Source organism: Thermomonospora curvata DSM 43183 (genome assembly GCF_000024385.1).
GTDB classification, from domain to species: domain Bacteria; phylum Actinomycetota; class Actinomycetes; order Streptosporangiales; family Streptosporangiaceae; genus Thermomonospora; species Thermomonospora curvata.
This window is the reverse complement of the sequence record NC_013510.1, coordinates 5,540,209-5,553,843: the sequence shown is the minus strand read 5'-3', so window position 1 is coordinate 5,553,843 and position 13,635 is coordinate 5,540,209. Positions and strand designations below refer to the sequence as shown.

11 protein-coding genes and 2 pseudogenes are annotated in these 13,635 nt (G+C 71.2%); 4 read left to right on the top strand and 9 right to left on the bottom strand.

Annotated elements, in window-relative coordinates:
* Positions 1–196 precede the first annotated feature (196 nt).
* Both TCUR_RS24020 and TCUR_RS24015 read right to left on the bottom strand, forming a co-directional pair.
* The gene (locus TCUR_RS24020; protein WP_245536935.1) at positions 197–862 is read right to left on the bottom strand and encodes an SGNH/GDSL hydrolase family protein; all 666 of its coding nucleotides are present in this window, start codon (positions 860–862) and stop codon (positions 197–199) included.
* 301 nt (positions 863–1,163) lie between these two features.
* The gene (locus TCUR_RS24015; protein WP_169313062.1) at positions 1,164–1,553 is read right to left on the bottom strand and encodes a hypothetical protein; all 390 of its coding nucleotides are present in this window, start codon (positions 1,551–1,553) and stop codon (positions 1,164–1,166) included.
* A gap of 7 nt (positions 1,554–1,560) precedes the next feature.
* Between TCUR_RS24015 and TCUR_RS27280 the strand changes: the two genes are divergently transcribed.
* Positions 1,561–1,821: a hypothetical protein gene (locus TCUR_RS27280; protein WP_169313061.1), complete on the top strand. Its 261-nt coding sequence runs from the start codon at positions 1,561–1,563 to the stop codon at positions 1,819–1,821.
* 196 nt (positions 1,822–2,017) lie between these two features.
* On the opposite strand, the gene TCUR_RS24010 is transcribed toward TCUR_RS27280, so the two are convergent.
* Entirely contained in the window at positions 2,018–3,895 is a 1,878-nt protein-coding gene (locus TCUR_RS24010; RefSeq protein WP_041442929.1) for an ABC transporter ATP-binding protein, read from the bottom strand.
* Positions 3,896–4,341: 446 nt separating this feature from the next.
* A complete protein-coding gene (locus tag TCUR_RS24005) occupies positions 4,342–4,575 on the bottom strand; it encodes a hypothetical protein (RefSeq protein ID WP_012855198.1) in 234 nt (77 codons plus the stop codon).
* A gap of 396 nt (positions 4,576–4,971) precedes the next feature.
* Here TCUR_RS24005 and TCUR_RS24000 point away from each other — a divergent pair, with 396 nt between their 5' ends.
* Positions 4,972–5,901 carry a serine hydrolase gene (locus TCUR_RS24000; protein ID WP_083789944.1) on the top strand — a complete coding sequence of 310 codons (930 nt, stop codon included), beginning with the start codon at positions 4,972–4,974 and terminating at the stop codon, positions 5,899–5,901.
* Between the two features lie 27 nt (positions 5,902–5,928).
* On the opposite strand, the pseudogene TCUR_RS28655 reads toward TCUR_RS24000, so the two are convergent.
* Positions 5,929–6,540: pseudogene (locus tag TCUR_RS28655) on the bottom strand (WD40 repeat domain-containing protein); the annotation flags it as partial.
* Positions 6,467–6,802 (bottom strand): annotated as a pseudogene (locus TCUR_RS28650) (protein kinase domain-containing protein); the annotation flags it as partial. The pseudogenes TCUR_RS28650 and TCUR_RS28655, both read right to left, overlap by 74 nt.
* A gap of 220 nt (positions 6,803–7,022) precedes the next feature.
* Between TCUR_RS28650 and TCUR_RS23995 the strand changes: the two are divergent.
* Positions 7,023–8,786: a S9 family peptidase gene (locus TCUR_RS23995; RefSeq protein WP_012855196.1), complete on the top strand. Its 1,764-nt coding sequence runs from the start codon at positions 7,023–7,025 to the stop codon at positions 8,784–8,786.
* 330 nt (positions 8,787–9,116) lie between these two features.
* Here the strand turns inward: TCUR_RS23995 and TCUR_RS23990 are convergent, their stop codons facing one another.
* Positions 9,117–10,727 (bottom strand): right-handed parallel beta-helix repeat-containing protein, encoded by a 1,611-nt coding sequence (locus tag TCUR_RS23990; protein WP_012855195.1) that lies wholly within the window; start codon positions 10,725–10,727, stop codon positions 9,117–9,119.
* Positions 10,728–11,002: 275 nt separating this feature from the next.
* A complete protein-coding gene (locus TCUR_RS23985) occupies positions 11,003–11,671 on the bottom strand; it encodes a TetR/AcrR family transcriptional regulator (RefSeq protein WP_012855194.1) in 669 nt (222 codons plus the stop codon).
* Positions 11,672–11,940: 269 nt separating this feature from the next.
* Here TCUR_RS23985 and TCUR_RS23980 point away from each other — a divergent pair, with 269 nt between their 5' ends.
* Positions 11,941–12,561 carry a TetR/AcrR family transcriptional regulator gene (locus TCUR_RS23980; RefSeq protein WP_012855193.1) on the top strand — a complete coding sequence of 207 codons (621 nt, stop codon included), beginning with the start codon at positions 11,941–11,943 and terminating at the stop codon, positions 12,559–12,561.
* Between the two features lie 85 nt (positions 12,562–12,646).
* On the opposite strand, the gene TCUR_RS23975 is transcribed toward TCUR_RS23980, so the two are convergent.
* Positions 12,647–13,618 (bottom strand): NADPH:quinone oxidoreductase family protein, encoded by a 972-nt coding sequence (locus TCUR_RS23975; RefSeq protein WP_012855192.1) that lies wholly within the window; start codon positions 13,616–13,618, stop codon positions 12,647–12,649.
* Positions 13,619–13,635: the final 17 nt, after the last annotated feature.

Genomic DNA, 13,635 nt, shown 5'->3' with positions numbered 1-13,635 from the left:
GTAAGACACAGTGTGAATGTAATCAACCAAAATGCCCCTGGATTCTCAAAACCCCGAGGTCACAGTATGTGCACAACCCGGACAAAGCGAATCCGTCCGTCCGGCGGGACGGGCGGCAGGGGCGGACGCGAAACGGCCTGGCCGCGGAGGGGTGGGGCATCCGCGGCCAGGCCGGGCCTGGAGATGGGGGCGTTCTTCAGGAGGCGATGGCGCCGGTGAGGACGGGCAGGTAGCCGAGTCGGTGACCCTTGGCGGTCGGGTGGATGTTGCCGGAGTCGATCCACGGGTCGGAGGCGCAGATCCCGTGGCCGGCGAAGGCCGGGCGGGCGTCGCCGAAGGTGAAGCCGGCCCGGTGCGCGGCGGCGGCGATGACGTTGTTGAGGACGTCGGCGCCCTCCTTGAGGATCTGCCGCTTGGTGGCGTTCATGCTCAGGCAGATGCCGCCGGTCTCATACAGGTAGGGGTAGCCGAGGACGACCACCTTGGCCTGCGGGGCGCGCCGCCGGATCTCGGCGTACAGCGCGTCCAGCTCACCGGGCAGCTGGTTTTCGACGTAGTCGCGGCCCTCCTCCACGGCGCGCCGGCACGCCAGGGTCGTCAGCAGCTGGCAGCGCAGCATGGTCGAGGCGAACCCGGCGTCGTTGCCGCCGATGCTGATGCTGACCAGGGTGGTGGAGGTGCTCAGCGCCGAGAGCTGGTTGCGGCGCACATCGGGGATCTGGGCGCCGCCGCAGGCCACGAACCTGAAGGTCGTGCCGGGGTTGGCGGCGGCCCACAGCGCCGGGTAGGCGTTGGCGCTGCGGGTGCAGAGGATATCGGTGTAGTTGCCGGCACCGGTACCCGATGAGTACGAGTCGCCCATTGCGACATATTCCCCCGTCTGGGCGTGCGAGGCATTGACGGGGAAAAGGGCCAGCGCGGCCGACGCGAGAGCTCCCAGGGCGATGGACACGACACGGGGCAAGCGCATGGGTCCTCCAGCGGGGTGGGATTGCCTCGCCAGTATTGCCGGACGGTAGTCGCGCGGAAAGAGATATGCGTTGGGAGTGTATCCCGATTATCGTCGTCCGGACGGTGAACCGTCACAATCGGCCCCGTTTCAACTGCGCCGGCGGCGCCTTTATCGGGAATTTCTCAAATGGGCTTTGCGGGGATCGGGGGTGTCATGCGGCTCCGAAGGGATTGTCGGCCAGGCGGCGCAGCCCTTCGGCGATGAAACGGGCCTGCTCATCGTGCGGGCGCCGATAAGTGATCGCGGCGGCCAGGGCGAGCAGCTCACCGGCCGGCAGCAGGGCGTTGCGGCGTTCGGGAACGCGCAGCCACAGCCGGATCGGCCGCCCTCCCGGCTCCACGGCGGTCAGCCTCGGCAGCGGCGCGGCGTTGTACGGCGAGTTCGGTGAGACGGATTCGGCGATGACGTGGGCCCTGCTCAGATCGCATCGCCGAGAGCCGAACGGCCGCCGCTGGATGAGCACGGTGCCCTCCAGCCAATACGCCTGCTGATAGAACCGCGCCCACAGGAAGGCGAGGGCGCCCAAAATCACCAGCGACATCAGGATCATGAAAACCCCGAAGGGCGGCCATACGGAAATCATCGAGATTCCGACGAGCAGGCCGAACAGGAAGGCCGGGATCATGAGCAGGGCCATGAAAGCGAAACGCGCCCAGGTCGTCGCGTTCGTCCCGGTGGAGATCCGCATCCGCGCCGGAAGACCGTGGCCGGGATCGGTCACTCTGCCACCAGAAATGACGATTTCGTGGATCTGCTGTGATGAAACGTACCGTATGGGTGATCCGGTCTGCCGCCTGCTCCTGGTCTGAGGGAATTGCGCTGCGACGGCAGGACCTGCACCTGCCGGGCGCCGGCGTGTTTGCAGATACCGGCCAGGCATTCCTGCGGCACCCGTACCGGCGGCACCGCACTGGTGGCCGCGACGGTCGGGGCGCCGAGCCCCGCGGAGCACAGGCCGCGCCGGCCCGTATGCTCCCCGGCCGCGGCATCGCAGCCGGGGAGGGTTCAGGCGGCGGCGGGGGCGGATTGCTCGAACTGGGTGTCGTGCAGTTCCTTGTAGCGTCCGCCGGCGGCCAGCAGTTCCTCGTGGGTGCCGCGCTCGACGATCCGGCCGCCTTCGACCACCAGGATCTGGTCGGCGGCGCGGATGGTGGACAGCCGGTGCGCGATCACGATCGCGGTGCGGCCGTGCAGCGCCTCGGCCAGGGCCTCCTGCACGGCGGCCTCGGAGGTGGAGTCCAGGTGCGCGGTGGCCTCGTCCAAGATCACCACTTGGGGGCGGGCCAGCAGCAGGCGGGCGATGGTCAGCCGCTGCCGCTGGCCGCCCGACAGCCGGTAGCCGCGTTCGCCGACGACGGTGTCCAGCCCGTCCGGCAGGCCGGCCACCAGCTTGTGCAGCCGGGCCCGGCGCAGCGCCTCCCACAGCTCTTCCTCGGTGGCGTCCGGACGGGCCAGCAGCAGGTTCTCGCGGATCGTGGTGTGGAACAGGTGCCCGTCCTGGGTGACCATGCCGACCGTCTGCCGGATCGACTCGAACGTCAGCTCGCGCACGTCCACGCCCGACAGCCGCACCGCGCCCTCGTCGACGTCATACAGCCGCGGCACCAGCTGCGCGATCGTCGACTTGCCCGCCCCGGACGAGCCCACCAGCGCCACCATCTGGCCCGGTTCGGCGCGGAAGGACACCTGGTGCAGCACCCGCTCGCCGCCCCGGGCGTCCAGCGCGGCGACCTCCTCCAGGGACGCCAGGGAGATCCGGTCGGCGGGCGGGTAGCCGAAGCTCACCCGGTCGAACTCCACCGAGACCGGGCCGGCGGGGACGGCGCGGGCGTCCGGCCGCTCGGTGATCAGCGGCTCGAGGTCCAGCACCTCGAAGATCCGCTCGAAGCCGACCAGCGCGCCCATCACCTCCACCCGGGCGCCGGCCAGCGCGGTCAGCGGGGCGTACAGTCGGGTCAGCAGCAGCGCCAGCGTCACCACCGCGCCGGCGTCCAGGGCGCCGCGCAGCGCGTAAAAGCCGCCCAGCCCGTACACCAGGGCCAGCGCCAGGGTCGAGACCAGGGTCAGCGCGGTGATGAACGTGGTTTGCACCATGGCGGTGCGCACCCCGATGTCGGCGACCCGGCGGGCGCGGGCGGCGAACTCGGCCGACTCGCGCTCGGGGCGTCCGAACAGTTTGATCAGCGTGGCGCCGGGGGCGGAGAAGCGCTCGGTCATCTGGGTGTTCATCGCCGCGTTGCAGGCGGCGGCCTCCCGTTCCAGCCGGGCCAGGCGGGCGCCCATCAGCCGGGCGGGCAGCACGAACACCGGCAGCAGCACCAGCGCCAGCGCGGTGATCTGCCAGGACAGCCGCACCATCACCGCCAGCGTCAGCACCAGCGTGACCAGGTTGCCCACCACCCCCGGCAGGGTGGAGCTGAAGGCCCGCTGCGCCCCGATCACGTCGTTGCCCAGCCGGCTGACCAGGGCGCCGGTGCGGGTGCGGGTGAAGAAGGCGATCGGCATCCGCTGGATGTGGTCGTAGACGGCGGTGCGCAGGTCCAGGATCAGCCCTTCGCCGATGCGCGCCGACAGCCACCGGCCCGCCAGCCCCAGCGCGGCCTCGGCGACGGCCAGCACGGCGATCAGCACGGCCAGCGCGACCACCGTCTGCACCCGCTCGCCGCCGACGATGGCGTCGACCACGCTTCCGGCCAGCACCGGGGTGGCCACCGCCAGGGCCGCGGTCACCGTGCTGAGCAGCAGGAAGAGCACCAGCTTGGGCCGGTGCGGGCGGGCGAAGCGGCCGATCCGCCGCAGCGTGGCCGGTCCGAACGGCCGCCGGTCGCCGCCGGCGGACGCTGCGCTGCGCAGCGACCGCCATGCCGTCATCTCCATGTCCATGCGCACCACCCCGAATCGCCTCAGGTCACTGTCACGCGCTTCAGGGTGCAACCTCAAGCACGGTTGAGGTCAACGCGATGACCGGGCGGTGGGCGCGGACAGGGTTTTCCCAGAAGGCGGCCGGACCTCGAATCCCATTTCGGGCTTGAAGAAGAGGACTCGGCGGCCTGGGGGCTTGGCGGGCGAGGTGGACCGAGCGGCGCTCTGGGATCCGTCCGGCTTGTCGCCCGGCCTTTTCAACACTCCGTTTCCGCAGCTCAGGACCGTGGAGTCGGGAAGGGGCAGAGGGCGGGTACCACCGGGTCAGGGGCCGAAAGGTTCACCGAACTCGGTGCTCGTCCCGGAGGCCGAATCTGCGGGGACGATATGTCGAGGGTTCGTTCCCCTGCAGGCCCCGAAAGGCCCGAGCCGGGTGCGCCGGCCGTCCAGAGCGGACGCCCGCAAGGTCACTTCCCGGATTTTGAACTCTTGGAGCTGCTCTTGCTCTTACTCTTGCTTTTCTTGCTCCCATCGCTGTCGGGCTCCCACTCGTAGCCGGGGATGCCCTTCTCGCAGTAGCTGTCGGCCACCTTCTGGTCGGTGGCGTCGTGTTCGCACCAGCGGTCCTGGGAGCAGGCGGTGAGTCCTGTGGCGGTGATCGCCAGGGTCACCGTGAGGGCGGCGAGACGAGCCTTCAGCATGAGACGACCTTTCGTTGATCCTCGGGGGAGTTTCGCCGGCCGGGCCGGACCGGACCACGTGCCGATGAAGCGGCTGCAATGCACGGGAAGCGGTTCCGTTCCATGGCCGGGCGCCCCATCGTGTGCCGGTGGATCGACGACTCTTGAGACGCTGGAACAAGTTGTTCCGTTCCGTCGTTTTCTCATGAATCGGGTCCTTGGTCCACAGCGGAGGCCGAGGCGCTCTTATCGCCGCCGTCCCATGAGGCCGTGCCGAGTGCGGCCAGTTGTCCACAGGTTGTGGATAACTATTTCGGAAGCGCGGAGCCGCCGGTCATGGAAGTCCCCATCCAGAGGATGACGTGTCGTTGACCCCGATCCCGTTCCAGCGGCCGAACCCGTGATTACCGTGAGTGCATGGGCGGACCTCGCCGGGGCGTTCCGGGAAGACACCATGTGCTGCTCGCCACCGCGGCCGTCGCGGCGTCCGTGTCGTGGACGCCCGCGGCGCACGCCGACACCGCCGCCTGCACCTCCCGGCAGAGACCGGCGATGGCCCGGCGGCTGGACCGCGCCATCGAGAACGCCCTGCGCGGGCGCACCGGCACCGAATCGGTCGGCGTGCACGACCGCCGGCGCGGCATCCTGTGCTGGGTCCGCAAGGCCCGCCGCTACGACTCGGCCAGCATCGTCAAGGTCACCGTGCTCGGCGCCCTGCAACGCCGGGCGATGGAACAGGGCCGGGCGCTGACCTCCCGGGAACGCTCACTGGCCCGCGCCATGATCACCCGCTCCGACAACAACGCCACCTCCACCCTGTGGCGCTCCCTGGGCCGCACCCGGCTGCAGCGCTTCCTCACGTTGGCCGGCATGACGCAGACCCGGCTCGGACCCGGCGGGTACTGGGGGCTGACCCAGATCACCGCCCGCGACGAGATCCGCCTGCTGCGCCTGTACACCGGCTCCAACGAGGTCCTCAGCGACGATCACCGCGAATACGGCCTCAAGCTGATGGCCGAGGTCATCCCCTCCCAGCGCTGGGGCGTCCCGGCCGGCGCCCCCGCCGGGGCGGGCGTCCACCTCAAAAACGGCTGGCTGCCCCGGCACGGCCGGCACTGGCGGGTGCACAGCATCGGCTCCTTCGACGGCGACGGCCGCGACTACATGATCGTCGTCCTCACCCAGGGCGCCCCGTCGATGTCGTATGCCGTCACCACCATCGAACGGGTCGCCCGCGCCGTCCACCGGGTGCTGAACCCCGGCCAAAAGCAGAGCATCGCCCCCAGCACCCCCGGCCCGTCCTGGGAGACCTCCGACGGCTCGGCCGTCCCCGAACCCGTCGGCTGATCTCACGCCCCCCTGCCAGATCTTGGCGGTGTGGTCGTTGCCGGCGCCGGCGAGAGTGCCGCCGTCCGGGCCGAACACCACCGAGCCGATGGCGTCTTTGTGCCCGGTCAGGCTGGTAATAGGGGTGCCGGTCGCGGCGTCCCAGATCCGCACGGTCTTGTCGTCGCCCGCGGTGGCCAGGGCGGTGCCGTCCGGGCTGAACGCCGCCCAATAGGCGGGAGCCCGGTGTTTGTCGAGGTGGGTGATGAGCGCTCCGGTTTTGGTGTTCCACAGCTTGGCGGTGCTGTCGGGGTCGAACGTCACCAAATAGACGGTGTCCGCGTGCCCGTTGAGTTCGGTGACGTGAGGGGCGGTTTTGGTGTTCCAGATTTTCGCGGCGGGGACGCGGGGCGCGGCGGCCTGAGGGGAGCCGCCCGAGCCGGACGCGGCCCGGCCGTCCGGCTCCTTGCGGCCTTTGAACGCGGTGAAGACGACGAACGGGACGGCCAAAGCGCCCAAGGCGGCGGTCACCGTCAGCACGGTGCGGCGGGAGGGGCCGGATGCGGGCGGGCGGATGGTCGTCCAGTTCGGCGGCCAGGGTGCGGCCCTGCAGGAGTTCCATGACCAGGAACCACTGGCCGTCGTGCTCGCCGAAGTCATCGACCCGGGTGATGCCCGGGTGCTCCAGCCGGGCCGCGATCTTGGCCTCCTGGCGGAACTTGGCCACCACCACCGGCTTGTCCGTCGACATGCCGCGGTGCAGGAATTTCATCGCCACCGGCCGGTCCCGCAGCAGGTCCGCGGCCGCCCATACCTCACCGAAACCGCCCTGGCCCAGCAGCCGCTCCAACCGGTAGCGCCCCGCGATCTCCGACCCAGGTTCCACCCGGCACCCCCTGCCCGTTCCCGACCTGAGGGACATATTTGCCGACCAAGAAGCCGCAGGCTCGGAAACGGGATATCGGGATGGTCACACCGGCACTCACCGAAGAACGGACATCAATGGCGAAACATCGCATAATTTCTGGCCGTCACTTCTGCGGCCAGGCGAAACTGATATCAAAAAGGGGCGTCTCCGTACGGTTGTCCACAACGGTGCGCGCGGTGCCGAGCGGTCGTACCGCTGGGCGATACTGGGCCTCATGGTCGACGAGGAACGCTGGAAGGCGCGGTTCCGCGCCGCCCGGGTGAGCCTGCCCGGCTGGGCCAAGGACGCCCCGAGCCGCTGCACCTACCGCTCCAACGCCACCGGCACCTGGGAGATCTACGCCTGGGACCGGGAGAGCGGGAAGCGGCGGCAGGTCACCGACCGGCCCAACGGCACCTGGATGGGCGGCGTCGACCCCACCGGCGAGTGGATCTGGTGGTTCGCCGACACCGACGGCGACGAGTTCGGGGTGTGGATGCGCCAGCCCTTCCACGGCGGCCCCGACGAGCCCGCCGTCCCCGGCCTGGAGCCGGCCTACCCGGCCGGGCTGGCCCGCGGCTCCAGCGGGCTGGCGGTGGTGGGCCGCAGCACCGACGACGGCACCACCATCCACCTGTGCCGTCCCGGCGCATCCCCCGAGGTCCTCTACCACCACGCCGAAGACGCCCACGTCGCCGGGCTGAGCCGGGACGAGACCCTGATCGCCATCGGCCACAGCGAGCACGGCGACAGCCGCCACATGGCGCTGCGCGTCGTCCGCCCGGACGGCACCACCGTCGCCGACCTGTGGGACGGCGAAGGCAAGGGTGTGTACTCCTGCGGCTTCTCCCCCGTCGCCGGGGACAGCCGGCTGCTGGTCAACCACGAGCGCCGCGGCCGTCCCGAGCTGCTGATCTGGGACCCGGTCGCCGGCACCGAGACCGAGCTGCACATCGACCTGCCCGGCGAGATCGACGCCGACTGGTACCCCGACGCCTCGGCGCTGCTGATCTCCCACTCCCACCACGCCCGTGACGAGCTGTACCGCTACGACCTGGCCGGCGGCACGCTGCACCGCATCGACACCCCGCGCGGCGTGATCACCGGCGCCACCGCCCGCCCCGACGGCACGGTCGAGTTCGCCTGGAGCAGCGCCGCCGAACCCCCGGTGATCCGCTCCAGCGCCGGCACCGTGGTGCTCACCGCCGAGGGCCCGCCCGCCCCGCCGTCGGTGCCGGTGGAGGACGCCTGGGTGGACGGCCCCGGCGGCCGCATCCACGCCCTGATCAGCAAGCCCGGCGGCCCCGGCCCCCACCCCACCGTCTTCGACATCCACGGCGGCCCCACCGCCCAGGACGACGACTCCTTCTCCCCGGCCGTGGCCGCCTGGGTCGATCACGGCTTCGCCGTCGTCAGAGTCAACTACCGCGGCTCCACCGGGTACGGCTCGGCCTGGCGGGACGCGATTGAGCACCGCGTCGGCCTCACCGAGCTGGAGGACATCAAGGCCGTCCGCGACTGGGCCGTGCAAAGCGGCCTGGCCGACCCCGCCCGCCTGGTGCTGACCGGCGGCTCCTGGGGCGGCTTCCTCACCCTGCTCGGCCTGGGCACCCAGCCCGAGGACTGGACGGTCGGCATCGCCTCCGTCCCCGTCGCCGACTACTTCGCCGCCTACGAGGACGAGATGGAGGCCCTCAAGGCGTTCGACCGCTCCCTGTTCGGCGGCTCCCCGGAGGAGGTCCCCGACCGCTACCGCCGCTCCTCGCCGCTCACCTACGTCGAGCAGGTCCGGGCCCCGGTCTTCATCCTGGCCGGCGAGAACGACCCCCGCTGCCCCATCCGCCAGATCGACAACTACCTCAAGCGCCTGGACGAGCTGGGCAAACCCCACGAGGTCTACCGCTACGACGCCGGCCACGGCTCCCTGGTGGTCGAAGAACGCATCCGCCAGATGGAAATGGAGATCACCTTTGCCCGCAAGCACCTCGGCCTGCTGTGACGGCGGCCCCGCCGGCGGCGCCGGGGAGCACCGGCCGCCGGGGCCGCCCGTGCCGGTCGCGTGCCGGTGAAGTGTCCTCACCGACGGGCGGCTGGTGGCTCTCCGCCAAGGCCTCATCCGGCTCACCGGGATCTCGGCGTGGCCGAACCCTGGCCGGGCGGCGGCGGCCCACCGCTCGGAGGGCGGTGCCCACCCCCGTGCCCGCTGGGCCCGGGGACGGGAGCGGCGAACATCCAGCACGGCTCTGCGGCCCAGGCCGCGCCCGCTGGGCCCGGGGACGGGAGAGACGGAAGCCCGTCGGCTCCCGGTGAGCGGCGCAGCGGGTCCAGGTCACTCCTCGTTGGCGTGCCAGCGAGTGTCCTGGGGCGGCGTGTCGAAACGGACGGGGGCGGGGTTGCCGCTCAGGTCGTTCTCGGTGACGCGGCCGCCGGCCCAGCCGCCCTCCTTGGTGATCCAGACGCCGTGGGTCTGAGTCGGGGAGGGCTGGTCGTCCCACATGCGGTTGCCGCGCAGGCGGGAACCGGTCACGGGAGCGGCGACGGTGAGGCCGGGGCGGTCGGCGGGCGGACCGGGAAGGTGGTAAGGCGAACCGTTGGGGGGCGTGCCGTAGCGCCAGGCGGTGCGCGCGCCGGGGCGGGCGGGGGCCAGCGTCAGCTCGGTGCGGGTGTTGTCCACCACCAGGGCGCTCTGCTCGCCCACGGTGAGGCGCTTGCCGCGGTGCCCGCCGGGGAGCCAGTCGGCCTTCTCGTCGATCATGGACAGCTCGGTGAAGCGCACCCGGGGGCCGCCGCCGGAGGTGCCCGGCGCGGCGCGGCGGCCGTTGTTGTGCATCCGGTTGCCGGAGATCTCACAGTTGCGCATCGGGGCGTCGACCCGGACCCCGTCGAGGCCGTTGTCCCGGATGTCGTTGGACTCCAGCACCACGTCCGTGACCGTCTCGTGCAGGCCGCGGGTCAGGTTGTGCTCCCAGTAGCCGTAGCGGCCGTTGTTGCTGATGCGGTTGCCGTGGAACGCGTACGGGCCGGGGGTGTTGCCGACCCGGACGCCGTCGCGGACGTTGCCGTCGATGAGGCAGCCGGTGACGCGGCCGCCCCGGCCGGCCACGGCCGTGGTGCCCAGCGAGGACACATCGAACCCGGCCTCGTGGTTGCCGATCATCGTGCAGGAGGAGACCAGCAGCCCGTCGGCGCCCCAGTCGGAGATGCCGAACCGGTTGTCCTGGGCGTGGCAGGCGGTGATGACGATGCCGCGCGGCGGCGTCCAGTACTCCTTCTGCAACTCCACGAAGATGCCGTTGGTGCCGTTGCCCAGGGCGGTGCAGCCCGTCACGGTCAGCCGTTCGACCGGCCCCCAGCCGCCGATGCCGATGCCCAGGCCGGCCCCGCCCATCTGCTCCCCGTTGTCCAGCCGGCCGCAGCGCACGGCCAGCACGCCCTCCACGATCGTGTCCTGCAGGAAGTCGCAGCCGAAACCGGTGGCCGGGGTGTCGTGGATGTACAGGTCGCGGAAGCGGCCCCGCAGCACGTACTGCAGGCCCAGCCCCTTGGACAGCACGTCATAGGCCGGCAGCTCCACCCCGGACCCGTCGATCTCAAAGTGCGCGAAGGTGACGTCCGCCACGTAGTTGTCCGGCCCGGCGCCGTGCTGGGCGGTGGTGAACCACGCCAGCGGCACCGGCGAGGTGGGGGCACCGGGATTGGCCAGCACGAAGCAGGTGGCGCCGGGCCCGGCGCCCACCAGCGACACGCCGCTGCGCCAGACGATGCCCTGGTCGTGAATCGCATAGCGGCCGGGAGGGACGTGGATGGTCCGGGGGAGGCCGTCTGCGGCGTAGGCCGCTCCCAGCGCGTCGACCAGTGCGGCGAGCGCGGGCTGGTCGTTGGTGGTCCCGTCGCCGACCAGACCGTGTTCCCGGGCGTCGACTGCCAGCGGCATGGACATGCGGGTCTCCTTTCGATCGGCCCTGTGGCCGGCTCGTCCCGCCGCGCGGCCGGCCCGCCGAGGCCGGCGCGGTGAGCCCGTCACAAGGCCCGGTGACGGAACGGCTTCCAAGGCCGCATGCTTTCGGCGCCTTTCGCCCCGGCCGCGGTCGTGACGGCTCGGGCGGGCGCGGTGACGCGCGGCGGCCGGACGTTTGTTTTTCCCGCACTTCCCCGTCACCGCGCGGGTATGCCACCGCCTGCGAAACCCCCGCCGGTGCGGGGGAATCCGTTCGGTCAGGCGCGGACGTCGCGGATGATGCCGACCAGCTCGCGGGTGACGCTCTTGAAACCCGGCAGCCGGGACATGGAGACCATCTTGTCCACCAGCGGCACGGTGCGCTCGACCAGCAGGTAGGTCTTGCGGCAGCCGGGGGAGGAGTCGTGCACCCAGTACAGCACGATGCCCATCGAGTACAGCCACAGCAGCTCGGGCAGCTCCTCCCGGAAGTCCGGGTCGATCTTGAGGGTGGAGCCGTTCACCACCTCGCGGTAGATGGCGATGGCCGCCGCCCGGGCCGGGCCGGATTCGGCGCTGAAGGGGTTGAGCGGGCTGGTGGGCTCGGCGGCGAACTTGAAGAACTTCCCGGCGAACTGGTGGTAGGGCACCATCGTGTCGATGCGGGCCTTCAGCACGCCCAGCAGCCGCGGGGCGAACTCGCGTTCGCGCTCCAGCACCGCGCGGCAGGCGGCCATGTGCGCTTCCTGCAGCTCGTCGTAGTAGGTCTGGAGCAGTTCTTCCTTGGAGCCGAAGTAGTAGTAGGCGTTGCCGACCGAGACCCCCGCCTCCTTGGCGATGGCGCGCATGGTGGTCGCCTCGTACCCGCGCTCCCGGAACAACCGCAGCGCGGTCTCCACGATCAGCGCGCGTGTCTGTTCGGATTTGGCCGACCTCGTCTCGGTCACACAGCAACCATAAGCGGACTGTGAACGCCGGGGACACGATCCCGCCGCCACGGTCCGCAGACGGCCACGGTGATCGCTTCGGGCGGACGCCGCCGGTCACGGTCCGCCCGATCGGCGTGTCCCCCGGGGATGCCGGCCGGATGACTTCTCTCCTGGATTTTCGTCGGCCCCTCGGGGGAAGTAGGGGGTCCGGACGCAAAGACCGCGCCGGTCGCACCCTGCCCGGCGCCGGGCGTGGTGCGGTCGATCGACGGGGTGAAGTGGTGGAGATGAAGGCTGATCCGGAACTCGAGCACATCACGGACGTGGCCTTGCGGCTGTTCGCCGTCCTGGGCTTCGACGGCACCTCCACGGAGATGATCGCCGCCGCCGCCGGATGGGACGTCGACACCTTCGTGGCGCGGACCGGCGGCAGGCTCAAGCTGTACCTGACGATCATGGAGCGGATCCAGCGGGCCGAGCACGAGGCGCTGCGGGCCGCGGCGGCCTCGGCCGCTCCGGGCCTGCCGGGGCTGCTCCAGCTCGCCGACGCCTACCTGGACTTCCACGCCGCCGAGCCGCGCTTTCAGTGGATGTGGATGCACCGCTGGATGGGCGATGCGGCCGACACCGTCGAACTGGAGTCCTACCGCGAGTCGCTGACCTCCCTCATCGCCGATTTCGTGCGTCCCCTGGTGCCCGAGGACGTGGATGTGGACTACCTGCTGTGGACGATCGTCTGGTCCGTCGCCGGTTTCCTGACCGGCGGCGTCGTCCACAGCGACGTGCGGGCCAGGCCCGCGCGGGGCTTTTTGGACGCCGACCGGATCGAGGGCGTCGATCCGCGCGAGCTGGCCGCCTTCCGCTCCTTCCTGCACGTGTTCATCAAACGCATGGTCGCTCCCGCATGAGCCGCACGTCCCCGCCGCACAGATCGTCCGCAGGGCGGGCCGGAGGGAACCGGACGACCGGCGGGCGGGGAACGCCGGACGCGGGTCAGCGAACCTTCAGCAGCACCTTCCCGGTGGCCTGCCGCCGGTCCAGCACGCGCAGTGCCTCCGCGGCGTCCTCCAAGGGGAAGGACGGCCCCAGCACCGGGTCGATCGCCCCGGACTCCAGGTGGGGACGCAGATCGGCCCACTGCCGCTGGACGTAGTCCATCTCGTGCAGCCACAGCTCCGGCCACCCGACGCCGATCACGGCGGTGTTGTTCAGCAGCAGCCGGTTCACCTTCACGGTCGGGATCTGCCCGGCGGCGAACCCGATGACCAGCAGCCGCCCCTCGCGGGCCAGGCTGCGCAGGGAGTCGGTGAACCGGTCCCCGCCCACCGGGTCGACGACCATGTCCACGCCGCGCCCGGAGGTCAGCTCCTTGACGGCGTCCTTGAACCCTTCGGCGAGCACCACCTCGTGGGCCCCGGCCTTGCGCGCCACCTCGCCCTTGGCCGCACTGGACACCACCGCGATCACCCGCGCGCCCATGACCCGCGCCAACTGCACCGCGGCCGTCCCGATCCCCCCGGCGGCGCCGTGCACCAGCACCGTCTCGCCCTCCCGCAGCCCGCCCCGCCGGGTGAGAGCGAAATGCACCGTCAGGTAGTTCAGCGGCAGCGCGGCGGCGGCCTCCAGCGGCACCCGGTCCGGCACCCCGAAGACCAGCCGGGGATCGACGGCCACCTGCTCGGCGAACCCACCCGTCCCGGGGAAGGCGGCCACCCGCTCCCCGACCCGCACCGGCGCGCCTTCGGGCGCATGCCGCACAATGCCGGACACCTCCGCGCCGGGGGTGAAGGGCGGCTCCATCCTGATCTGGTACTCGCCCCGCGTCAGCAGCACATCGGGAAAGGCCGCCCCGGCGGCGTGCACCTCGACGATCACCCTCCCGTCGCCCGGCACCGGCTCGGGCACCTCCCCGATCTCCACCGCGTCCGGCCCGTCGAGGCTGGTCACCCGCACTGCACGCATCATGCATCCTCCCCAGCGTC

What these genes read in the sequence shown, in the direction of transcription:
- TCUR_RS24005 (WP_012855198.1), bottom strand. Translation starts at nt 4,575, where the DNA reads ATGCTGAAGGCTCGTCTCGCCGCCCTCACGGTGACCCTGGCGATCACC.
- TCUR_RS27280 (WP_169313061.1), top strand. Translation starts at nt 1,561, where the DNA reads ATGAAAACCCCGAAGGGCGGCCATACGGAAATCATCGAGATTCCGACG.
- TCUR_RS23990 (WP_012855195.1), bottom strand. Translation starts at nt 10,727, where the DNA reads ATGTCCATGCCGCTGGCAGTCGACGCCCGGGAACACGGTCTGGTCGGC.
- TCUR_RS24000 (WP_083789944.1), top strand. Translation starts at nt 4,972, where the DNA reads ATGGGCGGACCTCGCCGGGGCGTTCCGGGAAGACACCATGTGCTGCTC.
- TCUR_RS23980 (WP_012855193.1), top strand. Translation starts at nt 11,941, where the DNA reads ATGAAGGCTGATCCGGAACTCGAGCACATCACGGACGTGGCCTTGCGG.
- TCUR_RS23975 (WP_012855192.1), bottom strand. Translation starts at nt 13,618, where the DNA reads ATGATGCGTGCAGTGCGGGTGACCAGCCTCGACGGGCCGGACGCGGTG.
- TCUR_RS24015 (WP_169313062.1), bottom strand. Translation starts at nt 1,553, where the DNA reads ATGTCGCTGGTGATTTTGGGCGCCCTCGCCTTCCTGTGGGCGCGGTTC.
- TCUR_RS24020 (WP_245536935.1), bottom strand. Translation starts at nt 862, where the DNA reads ATGGGCGACTCGTACTCATCGGGTACCGGTGCCGGCAACTACACCGAT.
- TCUR_RS23995 (WP_012855196.1), top strand. Translation starts at nt 7,023, where the DNA reads ATGGTCGACGAGGAACGCTGGAAGGCGCGGTTCCGCGCCGCCCGGGTG.
- TCUR_RS24010 (WP_041442929.1), bottom strand. Translation starts at nt 3,895, where the DNA reads ATGGACATGGAGATGACGGCATGGCGGTCGCTGCGCAGCGCAGCGTCC.